At 66.1% G+C, this 24,358-nt stretch carries 16 protein-coding genes and 1 tRNA gene; 11 read left to right on the forward strand and 6 right to left on the reverse strand.

The genetic code is table 11. The annotated features are described in order from the left end of the window. Nucleotides 1-96 precede the first annotated feature (96 nt). The gene (glgP, locus tag ACFULT_RS16355) at nucleotides 97-2,679 is read left to right on the forward strand and encodes an alpha-glucan family phosphorylase (protein WP_378481922.1); all 2,583 of its coding nucleotides are present in this window, start codon (nucleotides 97-99) and stop codon (nucleotides 2,677-2,679) included. Here the strand turns inward: glgP and ACFULT_RS16360 are convergent. Together ACFULT_RS16360 and ACFULT_RS16365 are read right to left on the reverse strand one after the other, a co-directional pair. After that, nucleotides 2,676-4,724, reverse strand: coding sequence for an ATP-dependent DNA helicase (locus ACFULT_RS16360; protein WP_378481923.1), 2,049 nt, complete (start codon nucleotides 4,722-4,724; stop codon nucleotides 2,676-2,678). The genes glgP and ACFULT_RS16360 overlap by 4 nt on opposite strands. Nucleotides 4,725-4,778: 54 nt before the next feature. Next, the gene (locus tag ACFULT_RS16365) at nucleotides 4,779-6,215 is read right to left on the reverse strand and encodes a nicotinate phosphoribosyltransferase (RefSeq protein WP_378481924.1); all 1,437 of its coding nucleotides are present in this window, start codon (nucleotides 6,213-6,215) and stop codon (nucleotides 4,779-4,781) included. Between ACFULT_RS16365 and clpS the strand changes: the two genes are divergently transcribed. The 8 genes from clpS (at nucleotide 6,181) to ACFULT_RS16405 (ending at nucleotide 12,092) form a co-directional block, all read left to right on the forward strand. After that, nucleotides 6,181-6,531, forward strand: coding sequence for an ATP-dependent Clp protease adapter ClpS (gene clpS, locus ACFULT_RS16370; RefSeq protein WP_176460057.1), 351 nt, complete (start codon nucleotides 6,181-6,183; stop codon nucleotides 6,529-6,531). The genes ACFULT_RS16365 and clpS overlap by 35 nt on opposite strands. 30 nt (nucleotides 6,532-6,561) lie before the next feature. Next, nucleotides 6,562-7,125: a DUF2017 domain-containing protein gene (locus ACFULT_RS16375; RefSeq protein ID WP_019664969.1), complete on the forward strand. Its 564-nt coding sequence runs from the start codon at nucleotides 6,562-6,564 to the stop codon at nucleotides 7,123-7,125. 11 nt (nucleotides 7,126-7,136) lie between these two features. Then, the gene (locus ACFULT_RS16380; protein ID WP_037106859.1) at nucleotides 7,137-8,204 is read left to right on the forward strand and encodes a P1 family peptidase; all 1,068 of its coding nucleotides are present in this window, start codon (nucleotides 7,137-7,139) and stop codon (nucleotides 8,202-8,204) included. A gap of 50 nt (nucleotides 8,205-8,254) precedes the next feature. After that, on the forward strand, nucleotides 8,255-8,884 hold the full coding sequence (locus tag ACFULT_RS16385) for a rhomboid family intramembrane serine protease (RefSeq protein ID WP_378481925.1): 630 nt from the start codon (nucleotides 8,255-8,257) through the stop codon (nucleotides 8,882-8,884). Nucleotides 8,885-8,979: 95 nt separating this feature from the next. Next, nucleotides 8,980-9,738 carry a cyclic nucleotide-degrading phosphodiesterase gene (locus tag ACFULT_RS16390; protein WP_176458402.1) on the forward strand — a complete coding sequence of 253 codons (759 nt, stop codon included), beginning with the start codon at nucleotides 8,980-8,982 and terminating at the stop codon, nucleotides 9,736-9,738. Between the two features lie 102 nt (nucleotides 9,739-9,840). Further along, complete coding sequence (rph, locus tag ACFULT_RS16395) at nucleotides 9,841-10,629, forward strand: ribonuclease PH (protein WP_019664965.1); 789 nt, start codon at nucleotides 9,841-9,843, stop codon at nucleotides 10,627-10,629. Then, nucleotides 10,622-11,233 (forward strand): RdgB/HAM1 family non-canonical purine NTP pyrophosphatase, encoded by a 612-nt coding sequence (rdgB, locus tag ACFULT_RS16400; protein ID WP_378481926.1) that lies wholly within the window; start codon nucleotides 10,622-10,624, stop codon nucleotides 11,231-11,233. The genes rph and rdgB overlap by 8 nt, the downstream gene beginning before the upstream one ends. Nucleotides 11,234-11,240: 7 nt before the next feature. Further along, a complete protein-coding gene (locus ACFULT_RS16405) occupies nucleotides 11,241-12,092 on the forward strand; it encodes an esterase/lipase family protein (RefSeq protein WP_378481927.1) in 852 nt (283 codons plus the stop codon). Nucleotides 12,093-12,095: 3 nt separating this feature from the next. Here the strand turns inward: ACFULT_RS16405 and ACFULT_RS16410 are convergent, their stop codons facing one another. From ACFULT_RS16410 to ACFULT_RS16420, 3 genes are all read right to left on the reverse strand, one after another. Next, the gene (locus ACFULT_RS16410; RefSeq protein ID WP_037106874.1) at nucleotides 12,096-12,443 is read right to left on the reverse strand and encodes a DUF3817 domain-containing protein; all 348 of its coding nucleotides are present in this window, start codon (nucleotides 12,441-12,443) and stop codon (nucleotides 12,096-12,098) included. A 19-nt stretch (nucleotides 12,444-12,462) separates the two neighbouring features. Beyond that, on the reverse strand, nucleotides 12,463-12,852 hold the full coding sequence (locus ACFULT_RS16415) for a glucitol operon activator (protein WP_037106877.1): 390 nt from the start codon (nucleotides 12,850-12,852) through the stop codon (nucleotides 12,463-12,465). 67 nt (nucleotides 12,853-12,919) lie between these two features. Next, nucleotides 12,920-13,004 (reverse strand) — tRNA-Leu (locus ACFULT_RS16420). Between the two features lie 142 nt (nucleotides 13,005-13,146). Here ACFULT_RS16420 and ACFULT_RS16425 point away from each other — a divergent pair. Continuing rightward, nucleotides 13,147-13,905 carry a TetR/AcrR family transcriptional regulator gene (locus ACFULT_RS16425; RefSeq protein WP_378481928.1) on the forward strand — a complete coding sequence of 253 codons (759 nt, stop codon included), beginning with the start codon at nucleotides 13,147-13,149 and terminating at the stop codon, nucleotides 13,903-13,905. Here the strand turns inward: ACFULT_RS16425 and ACFULT_RS16430 are convergent. Next, nucleotides 13,902-14,651 carry a hypothetical protein gene (locus tag ACFULT_RS16430; RefSeq protein ID WP_094721210.1) on the reverse strand — a complete coding sequence of 250 codons (750 nt, stop codon included), beginning with the start codon at nucleotides 14,649-14,651 and terminating at the stop codon, nucleotides 13,902-13,904. The two genes, ACFULT_RS16425 and ACFULT_RS16430, sit on opposite strands and share 4 nt — an antisense overlap. Nucleotides 14,652-15,071: 420 nt before the next feature. Here ACFULT_RS16430 and ACFULT_RS16435 point away from each other — a divergent pair, with 420 nt between their 5' ends. After that, nucleotides 15,072-24,356 (forward strand): fatty acid synthase subunit beta domain-containing protein, encoded by a 9,285-nt coding sequence (locus ACFULT_RS16435; RefSeq protein ID WP_378481929.1) that lies wholly within the window; start codon nucleotides 15,072-15,074, stop codon nucleotides 24,354-24,356. Nucleotides 24,357-24,358 lie beyond the last annotated feature (2 nt).

A 24,358-nucleotide genomic window follows, 5' to 3' on the forward strand; every position in this document is an offset into this window, starting at 1 on the left:
TGTCAACCGTAGTGCAGTCGCGCTGGCTGCGCCGGTGTCGGAGACAGATCGGCAAGTCGGTGCACCACGCGGTCGACGGTGGGTAGGGTTTCGCTCGTGAAAGCTTTGCGTCGGTTCACTGTCCGAGCCCACCTTCCCGAGCGTCTGCATGCCCTCGAGGAACTCTCGACAAACCTCCGCTGGTCGTGGCACGCGCCCACCCAGGAGCTGTTCGAGGAAATCGAGCCGCAACTGTGGGCCAGCACGGAGCGAGACCCGATCGCGTTGCTCGGTGCCGTCGCGCCGTCACGGCTGGAGGAACTGGCCGAGAGCGACGAGTTCACGCACAAGCTGGACAACCTGGCAGCCGATCTACGCGGATACCTGGCCCGCCCGCTCTGGTATCAGAAGAACGCGGAGGCTGGACGGTCACTACCGTCGGGAATTGCTTACTTCTCGATGGAGTTCGGCGTCAGCGAGGTCCTTCCCAACTACTCCGGCGGTCTCGGCATCCTCGCCGGCGACCACCTCAAGGCGGCGTCGGACCTGGGGCTGCCGTTGATCGGCGTCGGTCTGCTCTACCGCTCGGGCTACTTTCGTCAGTCACTGACCGCAGACGGTTGGCAGGCCGAGAGGTATCCCTCGCTCGATCCCCAGGGGCTTCCGCTCCGTATTCTCGCCGACTCGTCGGGCGTTCCCGTCCTCATCCACGTCGCGATGCCCGGATCGCGGGTGTTGCGGGCGCGGGTGTGGATCGCGCAGGTCGGTCGGGTGCCGCTGTTGCTGCTCGACTCCGACATCCCGGACAACGATCCGGAGCTTCGCGGCGTGACCGACAGGCTCTACGGCGGCGACCAGGACCACCGCATCAAACAGGAGATCCTTGCTGGAATCGGCGGTGTTCGAGCCGTTCGCGCGTACACGCACGAATACGGCCTGCCGGACCCGGAAGTGTTCCACATGAACGAAGGGCACGCCGGCTTCCTCGGCGCCGAGCGCATTCGGGAACTCGTCACCTCGACGGGATTGGACTTCGATTCGGCGTTGGCATCGGTGCGTTCGGGAACGGTGTTCACCACCCACACCCCGGTCCCCGCAGGCATCGACCGCTTTCCAGCGGACCTGGTCCGCCACTACTTCGGTGCCCAGGACGGCTCGCCCGACTCCTCGCTGCTCCCTGGTCTTCCGCTGGAGCGCATTCTGGCGTTGGGCGCGGAGAACGACAGGTCCGTGTTCAACATGGCGCACATGGGGCTGCGTCTCGGTCAGCGAGCCAACGGTGTTTCGAAGTTGCACGGCATCGTCAGTCGCGAGATGTTCAGCGACCTGTGGCGCGGATTCGACAGCGCCGAGGTGCCGATCGGTTCGGTCACCAACGGAGTGCACGCTCCGACCTGGGCGGCGCGGGAGTGGCTCGATCTGGCGCACGAGGTCGTCGGAGCGGAAGCGCTCGAGGAAGCGCGCGGCTGGGAACAGTTGCACACCGTCCCGTCGGCGAGACTGTGGTCGACGAGAAACGAACTGCGCGGCCGGTTGGTCGACGAGGTCCGACGGCGGGTGCGGCGCTCGGCTCTCGAGCGTGGATCGACCGAAGCCGAACTGGGTTGGACTGCAACGGTGTTCGATCCCGATGTGCTCACTGTCGGCTTCGCGCGACGGGTACCGACCTACAAGCGCTTGACGTTGATGCTTCGGGAACCGGAGCGTCTCAAGCGTCTGCTCCTCGATCCCGAGCGTCCCGTCCAGTTGGTGGTCGCAGGCAAGTCCCATCCCGCCGACGACGGTGGCAAGGCACTGATTCAGCAGATCGTCCGATTCGCCGACGAAGCCGACGTGCGGCATCGCATCGTGTTCCTCCCCGACTACGACATGTCGATGGCGCGCTACCTGTACTGGGGATGCGATGTGTGGCTGAACAATCCACTGCGTCCCCTCGAAGCATGCGGTACGTCCGGCATGAAGTCCGCTCTCAACGGTGGACTGAACCTGTCCATCCGAGACGGATGGTGGGACGAGATGTACGACGGCGAGAACGGCTGGGCGATCCCGACGGCGGACGGGATGGCCGACGAGAGCCGTCGTGACGATCTGGAAGCTGCTGCACTGTACGAACTGTTGGAACAAGCCGTGCTGCCGAAGTTCTACGATCGCCCCGACGGGGTCCCGACGCGGTGGATCGAGATGGTCCGGCACACCCTCGAACATCTGGGTCCGAAGGTGCTGGCGTCGCGCATGGTTCGCGATTACACCCTCGGTCTGTACGCACCCGCGGCCGAGGCGGCGCGTGCAGTCGACGCGGGGGAGTACGCCGGGGCCAAAGATGTCGCGGCCTACCGGAACCGCGTCGAATCTGCGTGGCAGTCGGTGGAAGTGGTGCAGGTCGACAGCGAAGGCTTGCCGGATACCCCCGTCATCGGCGCCAAGCTGACCTTGCGTGCCTACGTTCGGCTGGGCGGTCTGTCCGCCGGTGACGTGTCGGTTCAAGCGGTGCTCGGTCGGGTCGACGAGAACGAGAACCTGACCGATACCAGAACCGTCGCGATGAGCCATGCCGGAACCGACTCGCTCGGTGAGGTTTTCGTGACCGACACCGCGCTACCGGTCAGCGGAGCCGTCGGCTACACGGTGCGAGTGCTACCGCACCACGATCTGTTCGCGAGCGACGCCGAGCTCGGCCTGGTCAAGATGCCGGTGTCCTAGCTCTTCCCCGCAAGACGGGTGAGAGCTTTGCGCACGACCTCCGGATCCGATGTCTCCCAGAACGGAGGCAGTGAGGCACGCAGGTAGCCGCCGTAGCGCGCCGTCGCCAGCCGCGAATCGAGCATGGCGACGACGCCGCGGTCGTCGACGCTGCGGAGCAATCGGCCGACACCCTGCGCCAGCAGAAGGGCGGCGTGATTGGCCGCAACCGCGAGGAACCCGTTTCCTCCACGCGATTGAACGGCCTGTTGCCTCGCGACGAGAAGGGGATCGTCGGGCCGCGGAAACGGGATTCGATCCAGAATGACCAAGCTCAGCGACGGGCCCGGCACGTCGACGCCCTGCCACAGAGACAGAGTGCCGAACAGTGACGTGGCCTCGTCGGCCGCGAACTTGTCCACCAGAGCCCCGGTCGCGTCGTCACCCTGACACAGGATCGGAGTGTCCAGCCGTTCACGCATCGCCTCGGCTGCGGCCTTCGCCGCACGCATCGAGGAGAACAGGCCGAGCGTCCGGCCTCCCGCTGCACTGACCAACTTCTCGATCTCGTCGAGGTACAGCGGAGACAGTCCGTCGCGTCCCGGCGCCGGAAGATGCTCGGCCACGTAGAGAATGCCTGATCTGGCGTGGTCGAACGGTGATCCGACGTCGAGCGAATTCCAGTGGAACGACGCTGTATCCGACGGAGGCTCGATGCCGGACGCGGTGGCGGTGTCGCTTCGACCCGCGTTCTCGGCGGGCAGACCCCAGTTCACGGCCAGGCCGTCGAAGGATCCGCCGACCGTCAGCGTCGCCGACGTGAGGACGACGGTCGACTCTGCGAACAGCCGGGAACGCAACAGGCCGCCGACCGACAGCGGTGCCATCCGGACCGTGCGTTTGACGTTCCCCCGGAAGTCGTCGACGGCATGCCAGACGACGTCTTTTCGCTTGGCGGGATCGGGCTCGTCGAATGCCTCGAGAACCCGCACGGCACTGTCGTGAACCTCGTCGACCGCGACGAGCGCCGCATTGCGTGCAGCTGCCGCCTCTGGATCGGTTGCCGCCATCCCGGGTTTCTGGGGTCCGATTGCCGTGCGCACCGCCCACGCGGAATCCCTGATCGACGCCAGCGCCGGGGCCACGTCGTCGGGAAGTGCCGCCCACCTGCCAGGAGGTAGATCGTCCAGCACCGCACCCCAGTTCTCGGCCGCGCCGTCGAGTGCGTCGACGATCTCCTCTTCGATCAACTTGCTGCAGCGTCGGGCAGCTGCGGTGACCGTCGCCGCCGACAACTCCGATGTGGCAACGCCGGTGACGCGGTCCACGAGCTCGTGAGCCTCGTCGATCACCACTACATCGTGCTCGGGGAGGATCTGAATACCGGTGATGGCGTCGATCGCAAGGAGTGCGTGATTGGTGACGACGACGTCCACCTGCGCGGCTTCCGCGCGAGCCCGTTCGGCAAAACAGTCCTCACCGACGGGACAGCGCGACTTGCCGAGGCATTCGCGGGCGGTGACACTGACCTGCCGCCACGCCTGATCACTGACTCCGGGTACGACGTCGTCGCGGTCACCGGTCTCGGTGTCCGACGACCACTTGGTCAGACGCACGACCTCGCGGCCGAGCCGGGACACGGCAAAAGCGTCGAACAGTTCGGCTTCCGGCGCCTCCTCCGACGCACCGGAGTGGATCTTGTTCATGCACAGGTAGTTGTTGCGGCCCTTGAGAATCGCGAACTTCGGCCGTCGGCCGATAGCACCGGTCAGTGCGTCGGCGAGGCGCGGCAGGTCTCGATCCACGAGCTGACGTTGCAGAGCGATGGTTGCCGTGGACACCACGACCGTGCGGCCCGACTCGACAGCGTGCCTGATGCTCGGAACCAGGTACGCGAGCGACTTACCGGTGCCGGTGCCCGCCTGAACGGCGAGATGCTGACCGGTGTCGATGGAATGCGCCACAGCCGACGCCATGGTGAGCTGGTTGCTTCTTTCCTTGCCCCCGAGAGCGTGCACCGCGACCTTCAACAGGGCGGGCACGGTGGGGAGTTCGGTCTTCGGCACCGAAGAAGACTACTGCCTGCCTCCGACAGCTCCCGCGTGCCGCGCCCATGTGAGTCAGAGGAAACGCGTCGGCAGCGCGGGCTCGCCCTGCGACAGCTTGAGTCCTTCCCACGGCAGGCTGACGAGTCGTTGTGCGAGCAGTGCACGAGCGTCGTTCAGGTTGCCCAGTCCCTCCACCTGCTCGCCGCCGCGCACCAGCGGAATGCTGAGCTCGGTCGCGACCAGGCCGTCCTCGATCGGCGGCGTGGTGCCTTGCAGGAACACGATCTCCTCGACGGCCGTGCCGGTGGTTCGAGAGGTGCGGACCGCGGACTTGGCGCCGCCGCGCGACTCCTTGTGGCTGCTGCGTTTCGCGACGGGGCGTCCGTCGACGGTCACGAGTTTGTAGACCATGCCTGCAGTCGGTGCGCCGGATCCGGTGACCAGTGAGGTTCCGACGCCGTAGGAGTCCACGGGTTCTGCACGCAGGGCGGCGATGGCGTATTCGTCGAGATCGCCGGAGACGACGATCTTGGTGTTCCTCGCGCCGAGGTCGTCGAGTTGCTGGCGCACTTGCCGGGCGAGCACGCCGAGGTCACCGGAGTCGATGCGGACTCCGCCCAGCTCGGGTCCGGCGACCTCGATGGCGTTGGCTACGCCCTGGGTGATGTCGTAGGTGTCGACGAGCAGGGTTGTGGAGACTCCCAGCGCCCGCACCTGTGCAGCGAACGCTGCCTTCTCGTCCGGTCCGTTCTCGTTGTTGTAGAGCAAGGTGAACGCGTGCGCGGACGTACCAGCTCCGGGAATGCCGTGACGTCGGACCGCTTCGAGATTCGACGTCGCCGCGAAACCTGCGATGTATGCGGCGCGCGACGACGCCACCGCTGCCTCCTCGTGAGTGCGCCGTGATCCCATCTCGATCATGTGACGCGATCCCGCGGAGCTGACCATGCGCGCAGCGGCGGAGGCGATGGCACTGTCGTGGTTCAGGATCGACAGCGCCAGAGTTTCCAGGATCACGCATTCGGCGAAGGTGCCGCGGACCGACAGTATCGGTGACCCCGGAAGGTAGAGGTCGCCCTCGCGGTAGCCGTCGACATGGCCGGTGAATCGGTAGTTGCGCAGCCATTCCAATGTGGAAGCGTCGAGGAACGTGCCGAGCACCTCCAGCTCATCCTCGTCGAATCGGAACCGCGTGAGCGCGCCGAGGAAGCGGGCGGTACCGGCGACGACGCCGTAGCGTCTTCCGCCCGGAAGACGGCGAGCGAACACTTCGAAGCTGCACGGAATGTCGGCGGTGCCGTCGGCGAGCGCGGCCGACAGCATGGTGAACTCGTACTGGTCGGTGAAGAGTGCGGCGCTGCGGACGCTGTCCGTTATGTCCGGGCCGTGATTCGATGCGGTAGGCACCCGGTCAACTTTACGAGGCGCGGGGGCGACGGTGTGCAGGTTGCCCCCGTCGTCGTAGTCTGTTGGCATGGCTTCATCGACGGCTGAAGAATTCGTGGGCATTGTCGACGAGGTGCCGACGCTGGCAGCCTCACCTCAGGCCGTGCCCGCCGAAACTGCAGCCCGGTCGACGGACGAGGCTCAGGACGTTCCGTGGGTGACCATCGTGTGGGACGACCCGGTGAACCTGATGCACTACGTGACGTTCATCTTCCAGAAGCTCTTCGGTTACAGCAAAGCCAAGGCGACCGAGCTGATGATGCAGGTGCACTCCGAGGGCAAGGCAGTGGTGTCCAGCGGCGAGCGCGACAAGATGGAGGCCGACGTCCGCAGGCTGCACGCCGCCGGGTTGTGGGCCACCATGCAGCAGGACAAGTGACCGGCTTCTACGACAAGGACCTCTGACCAAGTGCGTACGTGGAGCAGGAAGAACACACTCTCCGGTGTCAAGATTCGCTCCGAGATGGACCCGCGGGAGGCGACGGTTCTGCGGTCGCTCGTAGGATCTGTCGTCGGGCTGCTGGGTGATCGTGCGGCTGCTGCGCCGACCGACGAACTCGCTGCCCTGACCGGATTGCGTACCGGGCACAGCACCCCGCCGGAGGATGCGGCGCTGGCACGTCTGCTCCCGGACTTCCATCGGGACGACACCGACCCGTCCGGCTCGACCAATCTCAACAGTGCTCTGCGCGGCCTGCACGAGCCGGAGATCATCGACGAGAAGCTGCGCTCGAGCAACGTCATCCTCGACACTCTCCCCGCGTCGGGTGGAAAGATTCTTCTGACCCCGGAGCAAGCGGATGCGTGGTTGATGGGCCTCAACGACGTAAGGTTGGCGCTCGGAACCACACTGGGTATCGACGCGGACACCCCGGAGGTTCTCGACGAGGGCGATCCACGAGCTCCACACCTCGACGTCTACCACTGGTTGACCTGGATGCAGGATTCCCTGGTGCAGGTCCTCACCCCGTAGGAGCGCTCGGCGTGCCTGGTTCCCCCGGTCCTCGTGACTCTCTCACCGATGTCTCGGGACTGCTCGTCGGTCACCATCACGAACTCGATCCCGACGCCACTCTCGGAACGGGTGCGGCCACCGGCTGCACCGTCGTCCGAACCCTCGGTGGTGCCGTCGCCGCGGTCGACGTCCGCGGCGGCGGGCCAGGGACCAGGGAGACGGATCTCCTGGACCCGAGTCATTCCGTCCAACAAGTCAATTCGGTGCTCCTGACCGGTGGCAGTGCCTACGGTCTCGCCGCAGCGGACGGAGTGATGCGATGGCTGGAAGAACACGGCCACGGAATCTCGATGGGCACCCCCGACCAGGTGGTTCCCATCGTTCCGGCCGCCGTCATCTTCGATCTGCCCGTCGGTGACTGGTCGAGCAGGCCTACCGCCGATTTCGGGTACCGAGCGGCCGCAGCCGCGGCAACCGACTTCGAGACGGGGTCGGTCGGTGCAGGCGTCGGAGCGCGGGCCGGAGTGCTCAAAGGCGGCGTCGGTACCGCCAGCACCGTCATCGAGGGAGGGCCTGCCGACGGAGTCACGGTGGCCGCGTTGATCGTCACCAACCCGGTCGGATCGGTGTTCGACCCACGCACCGGGCTGCCGTGGGGCGTCGGCTCGCTGGGACAGCAGGCCTTCCGTATGCGCAAACCCGACGTGCACGAGCTGTGGAACGCGAATGCGCTTGCACCGAAGGGGACCGCGTTGAACACCACCATCGGTGTCGTCGCGACCGACGTCGAGTTGTCCGCCGGCTCCTGCAAGCGGGTTGCTGTCGCAGGCCACGACGGTTTGGCGAGGGCGATTCGTCCTGCCCATTCGCCTCTCGACGGCGACACGATCTTCGCGCTGTCCACGGGCACACGATCTGTCGTCACCGAATCGTCGCTGCCCACGGCGTTCAACCGGGATCTGCCGGTGCTCGACGCGGTGTCCTCGGTCGCGGCCGAGGTCGTCGAGCGGGCGATCGTGCGTGCGCTGCTCGACGCCACGTCGGTGGCGGGCATTCCCACCTACCGCCAGATCTTTCCGTCGGCATTCGAGTCCTGACCGGCGGTACGCTCGAAAAAGCGACATACCTCCCGCGAAAGGCGCCAGCGATGAGCACGAACCCGGACCTACCGGCTCCGACCCCGAAGCGCCCGTTGTGGCAGTCGGCGGCGATGTACACCGGTGGATTCGTACTGTTGCTGTGGGTGGTGGAAGTAGTCGACGTTCTGTCGGGCAGTCGTGTGGAGACCGCCGGGATCAACCCGCGCACCAGCGATGGTCTGTGGGGAGTTCTGTTCGCGCCTGTGCTGCACGACGACTGGGCGCATCTGATCGCCAACACGGTTCCGATCGCGGTGCTCGGCTTCCTCGTTCTGCTGTCCGGAATCGGCAGGGGACTGGCGGCGACGGGCGTGATCTGGGTGATCGCCGGCGTCGGGACATGGTTGATCGGGGGCAGCAACTCCAATCACATCGGGGCATCCAGCCTGGTCTTCGGCTTCCTGGCCTACCTGCTCGTTCGCGGATTCTTCACCCGGAACCTGGGTCAGCTCGCGATCGGCGTCGTCGTGTTCGTTCTGTACGGCAGCGCTCTGTGGGGTGTTCTGCCCAGCACACCCGGTGTGTCCTGGCAGGGGCACCTGTTCGGGGCCGTCGGCGGAGTCGTCGCTGCATGGCTTCTGTCCGCGGACGCCCGCAACGCGCGCAAGCAGAGGTCGGTCGGCACTTCCCGTCAGTGAACTCCGACAACTGTGACCGACGACCTTTCCGGTCTCGTCAGTGAAAACCGCCGATGCGTTTCTGCCACGGGCGCCGACGTGGCAGCATGACAATCATGCGTATTACCGTGCTGGGATGTTCGGGCAGTGTGTCCGGACCCGATTCCCCCGCGTCGGGTTACCTCCTCGATGAACCGGACACGTCGCCCGTCGTCCTGGACTTCGGCCCCGGCGTACTCGGCGCATTGCAGCGGTACGCAGACCCGGGCGACGTCAGCGTGTTTCTGTCGCACCTGCATGCCGACCACTGCCTCGACGTACCCGGTTTGCTGGTGTGGAGGCGCTATCACCCCAACCCGCCCGAGGGGCGCGCTGTCGTCTACGGACCCAAGGACACAGCGTTCCGTCTGGGGGTCGCCTCTGCCGAATGCGGAGGACAGATCGACGACATGTCCGACACCCTCGACCTCCGCCGCTGGGCCGACGGGCGCACCATTCGTCACGGGCAACTGTCGGTGACGACCCGGCTGGTCTACCACCCGCCGGAGTCCTACGGAATGCGCATCACCACCGGCGCGGGCAAGATCTTCGCGTACACCGGAGACACCGGAATGTGTCAGGCAGTGCGTGACATCGCTCAGGGCGCGGATGTGCTGTTGTCGGAGGCATCTTGGACGCACAGCCCGGACCGTCCGGTCGGAGTTCACCTTTCGGGAACCGAGGCAGGCCAACTCGCCCGCGAGGCAGGCGTCGGCGAACTGCTGTTGACTCACATCCCACCCTGGACGTCTCGCGAAGACGTGATCGCCGAGGCGAAAGCCGAATTCAGCGGGCCCGTGCATGCCGTCTCACCGGGAGATGTATTCACCGTTTGACGCGCTTCTCAGGCTGATCGGTTATGCCGGGAGTGGAGCCTGCGGAATGACCCAGTTGTGCCGGGAGTGGAGCCTGCGGAATGACCCAACTAGTCTGGCTGTGTGTCGAGACGAGAAGACGGAAGAGCTGACGACGAGCTTCGTACCATCAAGATCACGCGGGGGTTCACGAGCAATCCTGCGGGTTCGGTGCTGGTGGAGTTCGGTAACACGCGGGTGATGTGTACGGCCAGTGTCGAGGAAGGTGTTCCGCGCTGGCGCAAGGGCTCCGGGCTCGGGTGGTTGACGGCGGAGTACGCGATGCTTCCGGCTGCGACGCACACTCGCAGTGGCCGTGAGTCCGTGAAGGGCAAGGTCGGCGGTCGGACCCAGGAGATTTCTCGGCTGGTCGGTCGGTCGTTGCGCGCGTGCATCGATCTTGCCGCGATCGGCGAGAACACCATTGCCTTGGATTGCGATGTGCTTCAGGCGGACGGTGGCACGAGAACCGCGGCGATCACGGGCGCGTTCGTGGCGTTGTCGGATGCGGTCACCTACTTGCGTGCTGCGGGGCGTCTGGCTGATCCGCAGCCCATTTCGTGTGCGATCGCAGCGGTCAGCGTCGGCGTCGTCGACGGCCGGGTTCGGCTCGATCTACCGTACGAGGAGGATTCGCGTGCCGAGGTCGACATGAACGTCGTCGCGACCGATACGGGCACGTTGGTGGAGATTCAGGGGACGGGCGAGGGTGCAACGTTCCCTCGTTCGACGCTGGACAAGTTGTTGGATTCGGCGTTGGACGGCATCGAGAAGTTGTTCGAAGTGCAGAAGGCCGCGCTCGCCGAACCGTACCCGGGTGAGCTGCCGGAGCCCGCCGTCACCGACGCGCCGAAGAAGAAGTTCGGTGGCTGAGTCGACACTGCTGGTCGCCAGCCGCAACGCGAAGAAGCTGCGCGAGCTGCGTCGGGTACTCGATGCGGCAGGCGTCTCGGGGGTCGAGTTGGTCGGTCTGGACGAGGTACCGGAGTTTCCGGAGGCACCCGAGACCGGCGCAACCTTCGAGGAGAATGCGCTTGCCAAAGCGCGGGACGGCGCTGCGGCAACGGGATTGCCTTGTGTCGCAGACGATTCGGGTATCGAGGTCGATGCGTTGAACGGGATGCCGGGCGTTCTGTCGGCGCGATGGTCGGGTGTGCACGGTCAGGACGACGCCAACACCGCGTTGTTGCTCGCGCAGCTTGCCGACGTTCCCGACGAACGCAGGGGAGCGGGCTTCGTGTCGGCGTGCGCTCTTGTCGTTCCTGGCGGTTCCGAGTCCGTCGTCCGGGGTGAGTGGCGTGGTGTGATCGCACGAAGTCCGCTGGGGGAGAACGGTTTCGGTTACGATCCCGTGTTCGTGCCGGAGGGTGACGGCCGCTCGGCAGCCGAACTGAGTCCGGAGGAGAAGGATGCGGCATCGCATCGCGGGCGGGCTCTGGCTTTGTTGATTCCGGCACTACAGCAGCTCGGCTCGTAGGACACTGATGGCCGTGAAGCGCACGGTCGTGACTGTCTTGATGTCGGTTGCTGCGCTGTGCGTGGCCTCGTCGGGCGGCGCCGCGTCTGCGGCGCCGTCCGACTCGTTCTCCGAGGCGTTGCAGTTCTCGGTGGTTCATCCGGAGGCGTCGCTGCCCGCGGTCAACGATTTCTCGTGCGTCCCGTCGTCGTCGCATCCGGAACCGGTGGTGCTGGTCCACGGCTTCCTGGAGAACTCGTTCGCCAACTGGGCGTCCCTTGCGCCACGTCTCGTCGCGGACGGATACTGTGTGTTCGCGTTGAACTACGGTGCGCGAGAGGGCATTCCCGTCGGCGGGTTCGACTCGATCCAGGACAGTGCCGTGGAACTCTCCGCGTTCGTGGACGAGGTCCTGGCCGCCACCGGTACGCAGAAAGTCGCGATCGTCGGACACTCCAAAGGCGGAACGGTTCCGCGGTACTACGTGCGTTTCCTCGGCGGGGCAGAGCGCACGTCGAAGATCGTCGCGCTGTCCCCGCCCAATCGGGAATCGACTCCGCGGAACGACGACATCTCCGGTGGTTCCGGTCAGGTGGGCATTCCGGCATTCGGCCCACCGGTCGACGACGCCCTCGCGCGGATCAACACCCCGAGCGACACCGTGCCGGGAGTGGAGTACACCGTCGTCGTGACTCGATACGACCAGGTCGTTCCTTATGCGGCGTCATTGCTGCAGGGCGAAGGCGCCCGCAACGTGGTACTGCAGGACCTGTGTCCGGCCAACGTCGTCGAGCACACGGGAATCTCGTACGACCCGGTGGCGCAGCAGGTGGTTCTGGGCGCGCTTGCCGGTACCGATCCGCGAAGAGTGACGTGCTGAAAATCAGATGGCGAAAGTCGTCTTGACCTGCTTCGTCCTGATGTGCTCGACGTAGAAGGACAGGAACGGGATGGTGCCGGCGAGCAGAGTGCCGATGGTCCGGCCTGCCGGCCAGCGAACCTTGATGGCCAGATCGACCGTGAGGATCAGGTAGATCAGATACACCCAGCCGTGCACGACTGCGATCCAGCTGGGCACGTTCTCGACCTTGAAGATGTACTTGGCGACCATTTCTCCGGTGAGTACCAGCAACCAGATGCCGGTGACGTACGCCAGTACGCGGTAGCGCAGCAGAGCCGACGCGATCTTCTTCTTGTCGGCGGTAACGGGCTTCGGTGCTGCCTGGCTCACAGTCGTCGTGCTCCTGTCTTCACTCGCGGGAGCGGTCCAGCTCGGCGAGATAGGTGTTGTATTCGAGAAGTTGCCGAGCCTCGACGTCGTCGATGTCATCCTCGGTGTAGGTGGGGCGCTGGGGGAGTAGGTCCGCGGGGATCTCGCGAACGACGTCCTCGGTGGGGCCCACGCGGTCCTCGTCCTCGGCGGCCTCTGCATCGCCTTCGAGCTGGACGAACTTGCGGTAGGCGTAGATCACGAACGCCGCGAACAAGGGCCACTGGAACGCATAGCCGAGGTTCTGGCCGTCGCCACCGACGGATTCGAAGCGTTCCCACTGCCACCATCCGAGGGCCAGGCACGCGACCGCTGACACGAGGACCAGCGCTATGAGCGCCGGTCGATGGTGAGAGCGAGATTTTGCCACACCACGACGTTACCCGAGGCTCTACTACTGGAGGTAGTTAGGGATCTGCTGATCGACCGGGAGATGTTGGTGCGCGAGGGGGGACTTGAACCCCCACGTCCTGAGACACTGGAACCTAAATCCAGCGCGTCTGCCAATTCCGCCACTCGCGCGAGTGCTCGGCAAGTCTACAACGCGGTGGTTGGGGTACCCGCAAGCGCATGACCGCGCCATTCATGCCGTCTGGGCGCTCCGATGGCGCACTCATGCGATCGAGGGCCGGGAAACCAGAGCGTACAGCGTACTGTTCGACGGGTGGCCGGAAAGAACGAGTCGGGGTTCGATCCCGCACGCACACTCGGCCTGCTGTGGCGGGTGGGCGAAAAGAAGAGCAGGACAGGCCTGACGATCGACTCGATCGTCGACGCAGCGGTCTCGATCGCCGATTCCGAGAGCCTCGACGCGGTGTCGATGCGGAGGATCGCGGATCGGCTCGGTGTCGGGACGATGTCGCTGTACACCCACGTCCCCGGTCGAGAAGACCTGGTGGAGCTGATGATCGACCAGGCACAGAAGGGCCTGTACTCGACTCTCGACGAGGCTGCGTCATCAGGGGATTGGCGCTCCGGGCTGCGGTTCGTTGCCGAGCGGAACTGGGAGCTGATTCGGCGGCATCGGTGGATGCTCGATGCTCAGGGTGGCCGGGCAGTATTGGGCCCCAACGTCAGTGACAAGTACGAGGCCGAGCTTCGGGTGCTCGACGGTATCGGTCTCACGGACGTGCAGATGGACTCGGTGCTGACGTTGGTGCTCGATCATGTTGCGGGTAGCGCACGGGCGCTCGCTCAGGTCGACCGTGTGCGCGAGGACTCCGGGATGACGGACGAACAGTGGTGGTCTGCGACTGCTCCGGTTCTGGAATCGGTGATGGATCCATCCCGATACGCGGTGTCGTCGCGGGTCGGGACCGCCGCAGCGACGCATTACGCGGCTGCGAGCGATCCCGTCCACGAGTACCGTTTCGGTGTCGAGAGAATTCTCGACGGTGTGGCCGTGCTGATCGAAAATGGTTAGACAGCAGTCTTTTTCGACGACGAAGCGCGACGGAGTTCACGCCAGAGGGCGTGTCGGAGTGTCTGTGAATCCGTACCGAGTTCTTCGGCGGCGCATGTCGTCAACTCGAGCATTCCGCACTCGTCGACCTGTTCGCCGATGGCATTCGACACGAACTGCACGAGCAGCGAGTCCTCGGAGTCTCGAACGCCGACGAGGTACACCAGGCTCCGCCAGGTCTTGAAACCGATGCCGGTGACGGACGTGAAAGCGTCGGCCTGGGCCAGGTGCCGGTGGCCGTCGTCGTCCGCGCCCACGAGGTCCTTCGAACCGGTGACTCCGACCCCGATCAGAGTTGCGGCGGCCTTCGCGGCAGCCTCCGCCTTGGTGGTCGAGTTTCCGGCCACGCGCTGCCGGTTGCCGAGCAGCTCGTCCAGTTCGTCGACTCTGTCGACGAACGACGCGAGGAACGAGAGATCGTCGAGCGGGCCGTCGCCTCGGTGCGTACGCCACCGAGCGATGACGCGACGGACTCCGCTGCCCTCTCCGCCGTAACTCGCCCGGGCTGCGAACACGGCGTCGAGCAAAGCGGCCTCGATTTCACCCTCCCAGCCCGGGAACCAGAACGGCGACGCATCCCGGTGCATCGTCGTGCCGATGGCGGCGACGAGGGCAGTGACTTCTTCTCGGTGTTCGCCGAGTGCTTCCCGCGCGACAGGGCTGTCGGCGGTGCCGCGTGAATGGATATGTGTAACTGGTGAATACATGAACCCCCCTGTTGGTTGCGTGGCGGGGAAGGTACATGGCGGCTCCGACAATTTCGGATGCAGCGAGGGGTGTGCCCAGGCTCACATAACGGAATGATAACGATTGATATGAGGATTTCCTCATGTTTTCTCGGTGCATATCGGCGCGCTGCCTGCACTGATGTTTGTTACTCGCGAGTTGGGCGATCGGTATGAAAACCGCAGTTCAGCTGCTTACTGGCGGGTAGCAGTAGGACGTCATACGAAACGTGAGGATTTCCTCATGATTTTGTGTCAACCTTGTTCTCACGCGGATAGAGCCACGTCGAAAGCCAACGACGGATGCGCTCCTCGATTCCGCTCCTACGGCACCGACGACGAATGCCAACGAACGAAGCAGCCCTGGCCCCCCGGAGTTGCTCACGAGAGGAATCAGAGCACTTGACGATCAACGAGAGCACACCATCACACGGACAGGGCAAGGGCAGATCTCCCCAGAGCGGTGGCGGTTCTCGTACCCTCGCAGACCGTTTTGCGGCCGGTGAGCCCTACGCTCTGGCGTTCGGCGGCCAGGGATCGCCATGGCTCAGTTCCCTCGAGGAACTCGCTCGCGACTCGGCGCTCGAGCCCGAGCTGACCGACTTGGTCAACGAAGCAGCGGCCATCCTGGCGCCGGTCGCCGACGACTTGCTCGTCGTGCGTTCCGTAGGGTTCGACCCGATCGGCTGGATGCTCGAGCAGGACCTCGCCGACGACCCCTCGAGCGCAGGCTCCTTCGGTCCCTCCGAGGCCGCTCTCACGTCCGCTGCAGTGTCTCTGCCCGGTGTCTTTCTCACGCAGGTCGCGGCACTCCGCGCGCTGAAGCTGCAGGGACTGGACCCGGAGGACGCCGCACCGGTGGCCGTCGTCGGTCACTCACAGGGCCTCATCGCCGCGGAGTCGGTCAAGTCCGCAGGCCGAGAGGATGCACGCCTTCTGGCCGTCGCGCAGCTCATCGGCGCCGCAGCAGGGCTCGTCGGCCGTCGTCGCGGCATCCTCGGCGCTGCCGACCGTGCACCCATGGTGTCCGTGTCCAACGTCGAACCCGAGCGTCTCCAGGCGATCGTCGACGAACTCGCCGTCGACGGTGCTCCCGAGCGTTCCGCAGTGCTGGCCATCCGCAACGGCCGCCGACGCGTCGTCCTGGCAGGTCCTCCCGCACAGCTCGCGCGCGTTCAGGAGCGTGCCGAGCAGATCGCCGCGCAGGAAGAGCGTGAGCGCGACGCGAAGAAGCGCGGCGGCGCAGTGTTCTCGCCGGTCTTCGAGATCCTGTCGGTCGAGGTCGGATTCCATCACCCCGCATTGGCCGATGCAGTCGATCTCGTCGCGTCGTGGGCGGCTCGCGCCGGCCTGGACGTCGACGTCGCACGCAGTCTGGCCCAGCGGATCCTCGTCGATCCCGTCGACTGGGTCGCGGAAATCGACAGCGTCATCGCCGCCGGTGCCGACTGGATCCTCGACCTCGGACCGAGCGACATCCTCACCCGGATGACAGTGCCCGCTCTGCGCGGCCAGGGCGTCGGGATCATCGCCGCCTCCACTCGCGGTGGGCATCGCAACCTGCTGACCCCGGGCGCAGCACCCGAGGTGCAGCCGTCGTGGTCCGAGTTCGCACCGAAGCCGGTCACGTTGCCGAACGGCCGCGTCGTCGTCGAGACCTCGTTCACCAAGCTCACCGGGCGCTCGCCGATGCTGCTCGCCGGCATGACGCCGACGACGGTCGACCCCGCGATCGTCGCCGCTGCCGCCAACGCAGGCCACTGGGCCGAGCTCGCCGGCGGCGGTCAGGTCACCGAACAGATCTTCGCCGATCACGTCGACAGGCTCGGTGGTCTGCTCGAACCGGGCCGCGCCGTGCAGTTCAACTCGATGTTCCTCGATCCGTACCTGTGGAAGCTCCACGTGGGCGGCAAGCGTCTCGTCCCGCGTGCGCGTGCAGCAGGCGCCGCGTTCGACGGTGTCGTCGTCACCGCAGGTATTCCCGAGCTCGACGAAGCCGTCACGATCATCGAGGACCTGGTCGAGGCCGGCTTCAGTTACGTCGCGTTCAAGCCGGGAACTGTCGCGCAGATCCGCGCGGTCATCCGCATCGCCAGCGAAGTCCCGACGTTCCCCGTCATCGCCCACATCGAGGGCGGCCGTGCAGGTGGCCACCACTCGTGGGAAGACCTCGACGATCTTCTTCTCTCCACCTACGCCGAGCTCCGCGCACGGCCGAACCTCGTCATCTGCGTCGGCGGCGGCATCGGTACGCCTGAGAAGGCGGCCGAATACCTCACCGGACGTTGGTCGCTCGCAGCGGGTTACCCGAAGATGCCGCTCGACGGCATCCTGGTCGGAACCGCAGCGATGGCGACACTCGAAGCCACGACGTCGGCCGACGTCAAGCGGCTTCTCGCCGAGACCCCCGGCACTCCCGACTGGGTCGGTGCAGGCACCGCGGGCGGCGGAATGGCCTCGGGCCGAAGCCAGCTCGGTGCCGATATTCACGAGATCGACAACGCGGCCTCGCGCTGCGGCCGTCTGCTCGACGACGTAGCCGGAGACTCCGACGCCGTTGCGAAGCGTCGCGACGAGATCATCGCCGCCCTCGACGGCACCGCGAAGCCGTACTTCGGTGACGTCGCGGAGATGACGTACCTGCAGTGGCTGACCCGTTACCTGGACTTGGCCGTCGGCGCGGACGTCCACAAGGAGTTCGATTGCGGCGGTGAGTTCACCGACGCAGTCTCCGAGGCACGTGAATCCGTGTGGCTCGACGTCACCTGGCGTACTCGCTTCCTCGAGATGTTGCAGCGCGCCGAAGCTCGTCTGCACCCGGTCGATCGCGGCCCCATCCCGACGCTGTTCGCCGACGTCGACACCCTCGAACGCCCGCGGGCCGCGCTTCGCTCGCTCGTCGCGCAGTTCCCCGACGCGTCCGAGGTGGTACTGCATCCCGCCGACATCACGTTCTTCACCGCGCTGTGCCGGATGCCCGGCAAGCCGGTCAACTTCGTTCCCGTCGTCGACGGTGACGTTCGACGCTGGTGGCGCAGCGACTCTCTGTGGCAGGCACACGATGCTCGGTACTCCGCCGACCAGGTCTGCATCATTCCCGGCACGGTCGCCGTTGCCGGCATCACCCGCGTCGACGAGCCTGTCGGAGAACTTCTCGATCGCTTCGAGAAGGCGACCGCCGACGAGCTCCTCGCCGACGGCATCGCTGCCGAATCAGTGTCGAGCCGTCGTAACTCCGACGTCGCCCCAGGCCTCCTCGGAATCGTTCTCGCAGCGCCGGACGTCAACTGGGCGTCGCGGACCACGCAGAACCCCGTCGCACGTCTCGGTGACGTCACAGAATGGGTCGTCGACTCCGAGTCTGTCGCAACCCATCCACAGACCGGATCGACTCTCACAGTGCAGGACTCGGAGCACGTCGAGCTGACGGTTCCTCTCGCGCCCGGTAAAGAGGTTCGGATCCGCCTGACGGTTCCCGCATCGACGATCGACGGAGGCGCACCCGTCGTCACCGCCGACGATGCGCAGAAGGCCATGTCCGCGCTCCTCGGAGTGGCGGCAGGCCAGGAACTCCCGAAGGTCAAGGGCGGTGCCGCTCGCATCAGCCTCGCCTGGATTCCGGACATGGTCGCCGATCACGCAGGCGTCACCGGTTCCGGTCTGCCCGAGTCGCTGACCGTCAGCGGAAAGGCTGTGCCCGACGTGCTCGTCGGCGCATGCTGGCCTGCCGTATTCGCCGTTCTCGGTGCCACGCGCACCGCGTCTGGAATCGACGTGATCGAGGGAATGCTCGACCTGGTCCACCTCGACCACTCGGTCAATCTCGTCGGAACGCTCCCCACCGACCCGTCGATCCTCGTCGTCAAGGCCGAAGCCGGAGAGGTGCTCGACACCGACCTCGGCCGAGTCGTCGAGGTCACCGTCGAGATCGGCGCTGCGCTCGGCGAAGGTACCGAAGCACCGGCCGTCGCGACTCTGGTGGAGCGCTTCGCGATTCGCGGACGCACCGGCAAGGGCGAGCTGTCCGACCCGGCTCGTGCCGGCGGTTCGGTCTCGGCCGACGCCAAGGACACTCCGCGTCGCCGTCGTCGTCAGGCCACGATCGTCGCACCACGCAACATGGCTGCGTTCGCTCAGGTTTCGGGCGATCACAATCCGATTCACACCTCCGATCCGGCGGCACTTCTCGCCGGCCTCGGCAGCCCGATCGTGCACGGCATGTGGCTCTCCGCTGCCGCCCAGCAAGCTGTCACCGCGATCGACTACGCAGACACCAAGACCCCGCCGCGTCGCTTGACCGCATGGACTGCACGGTTCCTCGGAATGGTGCGCCCCGGCGCCGAAATCGACGTGCGGGTCGACCGCACCGGATTCGATCAGGGCGCCGAGCTCACCGAGGTCGGCTGCCGCGTCGACGGCGAGCTCGTCATGGTCGCGACCGCTCGTACGGCAGCACCGAAGACGGTCTACGCGTTCCCCGGCCAGGGCATCCAGCGTCAGGGCATGGGTCTCGACGCTCGCGCTCGGTCCAAGGCCGCACGTGAGGTCTGGGAGCGTGCCGACAAGCACACCCGTCAGGCACTCGGATTCTCGATTCTCGCTGTGGTGCGGGACAACCCGACGTCTCTCAAGGCCCGCGGCGTCACGCACAAGCACCCCGACGGTGTCCTGCACCTGACGCAGTTCACCCAGGTCGCCATGGCGGTCCTCGGTGTCGCACAGGTTGCCGAACTTCGTGAAGCCGGTGTGTTCGTGGAGAACTCGATCCTCGCCGGGCACTCGGTCGGTGAGTACAACGCTCTCGCCGCCGTCGCCGGCGTTCTCCCGCTCGAAGCCGTCCTCGAGGTCGTCTTCCAGCGCGGCTCCGCCATGCATGCACTCGTTCCTCGCGATGCGGCGGGACGAAGCAACTACCGCATGGCCGCCATCCGTCCGTCGCAGATCGGTCTGGCCGACGACGACGTTCAGGCGTTCGTGGCCGGTGTGGCCGAGGAGACAGGCGAATTCCTCCAGATCGTCAACCTCAACCTGCGCGGTTCGCAGTACGCGATCGCCGGCACGGTCGACGGATTGAACGCGCTGGAGAAGAAGATCGCCGTGCGACGTGAGGAATTCGGTGGCAAGGCCGCCTACATCATGGTTCCCGGCATCGACGTGCCGTTCCACTCGACGGTGCTGCGCGGGGGAGTCGACGACTTCCGTAACCGCCTGCAGGCGTTGCTGCCCGAGGATCTCGACCCGGAGATCCTGATCGGCCGCTACGTGCCGAACCTGGTGCCGAGGCCGTTCAGCCTCGAACGCTCGTTCATCCAGGAGATCGCGGACCTCGTACCGTCCGAGCCGTTGAACGACGTCCTCGCGGACTTCGATTCCTGGGCCGAGCGTTCGCACGATCTGTGCCGCGTGGTGCTCACCGAGCTTCTCGCGTGGCAGTTCGCCAGCCCCGTTCGCTGGATCGAGACGCAGGACCTGCTGTTCGCCGACGAGGCCGACGGCGGACTGGGCGTCGAGCGTTTCGTCGAGATCGGGCTCAGCGCAACACCGACCGTCGCCAACCTCGCGTCGCAGACGCTGAAGTTGCCGGGCCGCTTCGGATTCCCCGTCGAGGTCCTCAATGTCGAGCGCGAAGCTGCAATCGTCTACGGCACGGACACCGACCCCGCTCCGGTGGAGGAAGAGGAGGCACCTGCCGAGACGGCTGCGCCTGCTGCTCCGACTGCGGCAGCCGCAGCTCCGGCCGCCGCACCCGCTGCGGCGCCGTCCGGTGGCCCGCGGCCCGACGACATCGGTTTCAGTGCAGCGGATGCCACCAAGATCCTCATCGGTCTGTGGACCAAGCTGCAGCTCGATCAGATCGGCCCCGCCGACACCATCGAGGCACTGTGCGACGGCGTCTCCTCGCGTCGTAACCAGCTGCTCGTCGACCTCGGTTCGGAGCTGTCGCTCGGTGCCATCGACGGTGCCGCCGATGCCGACATGGGTGCGCTCTCCGGCACGGTCAACAAGCTGGCCCGTACCTACAAGCCGTTCGGCCCCGTGTTGAGCGACTCGATCAACGACCACCTGCGCAAGGTCTTCGGTCCCTCGGGACGACGCCCCGCGTCCATCGCGGACCGCGTCAAGAAGACCTGGGAACTGGGCGACGGTTGGGCCAACCACGTCACCGCCGAGGTCGCCCTCGGCACCCGCGACGGCGCTTCGGTTCGCGGCGGTGCGCTGGGCGGACTCGCCGACGGACCTCTCGCCGACGGCGGTGCCGTCGACGCGGTCATCGACGCCGCAGTCGCTTCGGTGGCGGCACGTCGCGGTGTCGCGGTGTCACTGCCCGCCGCAGGCGGCGGAGGCGGCGGAACCGTCGACGCGGCAGCACTGGGCGAGTTCACCGAGCACATCACCGGACGCGACGGTGTGCTTGCCTCGGCAGCCCGCCTCGTACTCGAACAGCTCGGTCTCGCCGATGCACCGAACGCGCTCGCGGAGGAGAATCCGGACGCCGCTCTGGTGGATCTGGTTGCCGCAGAACTCGGTTCGGACTGGCCGCGACTCGTCGCACCGGCATTCGACGCCCGCCGAGCTGTGCTGATCGACGACCGTTGGGCAACCGCCCGTGAGGACCTTGCCCGTCTGTGGCTCGGTACTGCAGGTGAGCTTGCCGTGGAGTCCTTCGCCGGCGCAGGAAAAGCTGTTGCTGCACAGGCACAGTGGTGGAAGGCCAAGGCGGAGAACGAAGCGAAGGCTGTTCTCGCCGAGACCTACGGCCGCATCGCGACGATCGCGCTCGACTCCGAGGAGAAGGGCGTCTGGTCCGACGAGGTCGCCGTGATCACCGGGGGCAGCAAGGGATCCATCGCGGCATCCGTCGCAGCCAAGCTGCTCGGCGGGGGAGCGACGGTCTTCGTCACCACCTCACGTCTGGACGACGAGCGCCTCGGCTTCTACCGCGCCCTCTACCGCGACAACGCTCGCGCCGGAGCGACGCTGTGGGTCGTGCCCGCGAACATCGCGTCGTACACCGACGTCGACGCGCTCATCGAGTGGATCGGCAGCGATCAGGTCGACAACGCCGGTGGAGCGAAGACCCTGGTCAAGGCAGGCATCACGCCGACGCTGCTGTTCCCGTTCGCCGCACCTCGCGTCGTCGGGGAACTCACCGACGCCGGTGGCCGCGCCGAGATGGAGATGCGTGTGCTCCTGTGGTCGGTCGAACGTCTCATCGGTGGACTGTCGAAGATCGGCTACGACAGCGACATCGACACTCACCTGCACGTCGTGCTGCCCGGTTCCCCGAACCGCGGAATGTTCGGTGGCGACGGCGCGTACGGCGAGTCGAAGGCGGCACTCGACGCCATCGCGGCGAAGTGGGGATCGGAGAAGAACTGGGCCGAGCGCGTGTCCATCGCCCACGCTCATATCGGGTGGGTTCGTGGAACCGGCCTCATGGGCGGAAACGACCCGATCGTCGAAGCCGTCGAGGCCGAAGGCGTCCGTACCTGGTCGACCGACGAGATGGCCACCGAGCTGCTGAAGCTCAGCGAGCCGTCGGCACGTCGTCGGGCCGCGGAGGCTCCGCTGCTCGCGGACCTCACCGGTGGGTTGGCCAACACCAAGCTCAACCTCGTCGAGCTCGCTCGTGAGGCGGCAGCCGCTGCGTCGGACAAGGTCGCGGAGGAAGCCGACAGCTCGGTCATCGCCGCACTGCCCGCACCGCCGCGTCTCGCCGCGACGACTGCTCCGGCATGGCCCGCGCTCGACGTCGACCCGAAGGACCTGGTCGTCATTGTCGGCGCCGGTGAGCTCGGACCGTACGGCTCGGCCCGCACCCGCTTCGAGATGGAGGTCGACGAGCAGCTTTCCGCGGCAGGCGTTCTCGAACTCGCGTGGAACACCGGCCTCATCGCGTGGGAGAACGATCCCAAGCCCGGCTGGTACGACATCGAGTCCGGAGATTTCGTCCCCGAGGAGGACATCGCCGACAAGTACCACGACATCGTCGTCGAGAAGTGCGGTATCCGTACCTACGGTGACGACGGCGCGATGGTCGGTAACACCGCACCGCTGATGACGTCGATCTTCCTCGACAACGACCTCACGTTCGTCGTGGGAACCGAGCTCGACGCACGGTCGTTCGCCGCTGCCGATCCGGAGCACACGCTGATCACGCCCGTCGCCGACTCGAGCGACTGGCAGGTGACGCGCAAGGCCGGCACCGAGATTCGCGTTCCGCGGAAGATGAAGCTCACCCGCACCGTGGGTGGACAGATTCCGACCGGATTCGATCCCACCAAGTGGGGAATCTCGGCCGACATGGCCAGCTCGATCGATCGAGTCGCCCTGTGGAACATCGTCTGCACGGTCGACGCGTTCATCTCCTCGGGCTTCAACCCGTCGGAACTGATGCGGTGGACCCACCCGACGCTGGTCGCCAACACCCAGGGCACCGGTATGGGCGGCATGGAGTCGATGCGCTCGCTGTACATCGACACGCTGCTCGGCGACGCTCGTGCGAACGACATCCTGCAGGAAGCACTGCCGAACGTCGTTGCTGCGCACGTGGTTCAGTCGTACGTCGGTAGCTACGGTGCGATGGTTCACCCCGTCGCAGCCTGCGCCACCGCGGCGGTCTCCGTCGAGGAAGGCGTCGACAAGATCAAGCTGGGCAAGGCGCAGCTCGTCGTGGCCGGCGGCTTCGACGACCTGAGCACCGAAGGCATCATCGGCTTCGGCGACATGTCGGCCACCGCGGACTCGGCAGCGATGTCGGCCAAGGGAATCAGCGATCGACGGTTCTCACGGGCCAACGACCGCAGGCGCGGCGGATTCGTCGAGTCGCAGGGCGGCGGAACCATCCTGCTGGCTCGCGGTGACCTGGCGCTCGAGATGGGCTTGCCCGTTCTCGGTGTGGTCGCGTACGCACAGTCGTTCGGCGACGGTGTGCACACCTCCATCCCGGCTCCGGGACTCGGTGCGCTCAGTGCCGGTCGCGGCGGCAAGGATTCGACGTTCGCGTTGTCTCTGAACGCGCTCGGCGTCACTGCCGACGAGGTCGCCGTGATCTCCAAGCACGACACCTCGACGGCGGCCAACGACCCGAACGAGGCGGAGCTGCACACCCGCCTCGCCAAGGCCATCGGCCGCAGCGACGGAGCGCCGCTGTTCGTCGTCTCGCAGAAGAGCCTCACCGGACACTCGAAGGGTGGAGCCGCAGCGTTCCAGCTGATCGGTCTGTGCCAGGTCCTGGCGAACGGTGTCATCCCGCCGAACCGCAGCCTCGACTGCGTCGACGACAAGATGACGAAGTTCGAACACCTCGTCTGGGCACGTGAACCGCTTCGCTTCGGTGACTCGGTGCCGCTGAAGGCCGGACTGCTGACCTCGCTCGGCTTCGGACACGTGTCCGGGCTGATCGCAGTGGTTCACCCGCAGGCGTTCATCGAGGCCGTTCCGGCTGAGCGCCGCGACGAGTACGTCGCTCGATCCAACGAGCGTCGTATCGCCGGTCAGCGCAGGCTGATCTCCGCGATGGTCGGAGGTGAAGCCCTGTACGAGCGTCCCGACGACCGCAGGCTCGGGCACGACGGAACACCGTCGGCCCAGTCCCGCGAGCTCGAAGCCGACGTCCTGCTCTGCGACGACGCACGTCTCGGCGACGACGACGTCTACCGCTCGGGTCTGCCGGGGTGCAAGTAGAC

Origin of the sequence: Rhodococcus sp. NPDC057297 (assembly GCF_042667435.1) — a bacterium.
Lineage (GTDB): Bacteria > Actinomycetota > Actinomycetes > Mycobacteriales > Mycobacteriaceae > Rhodococcoides.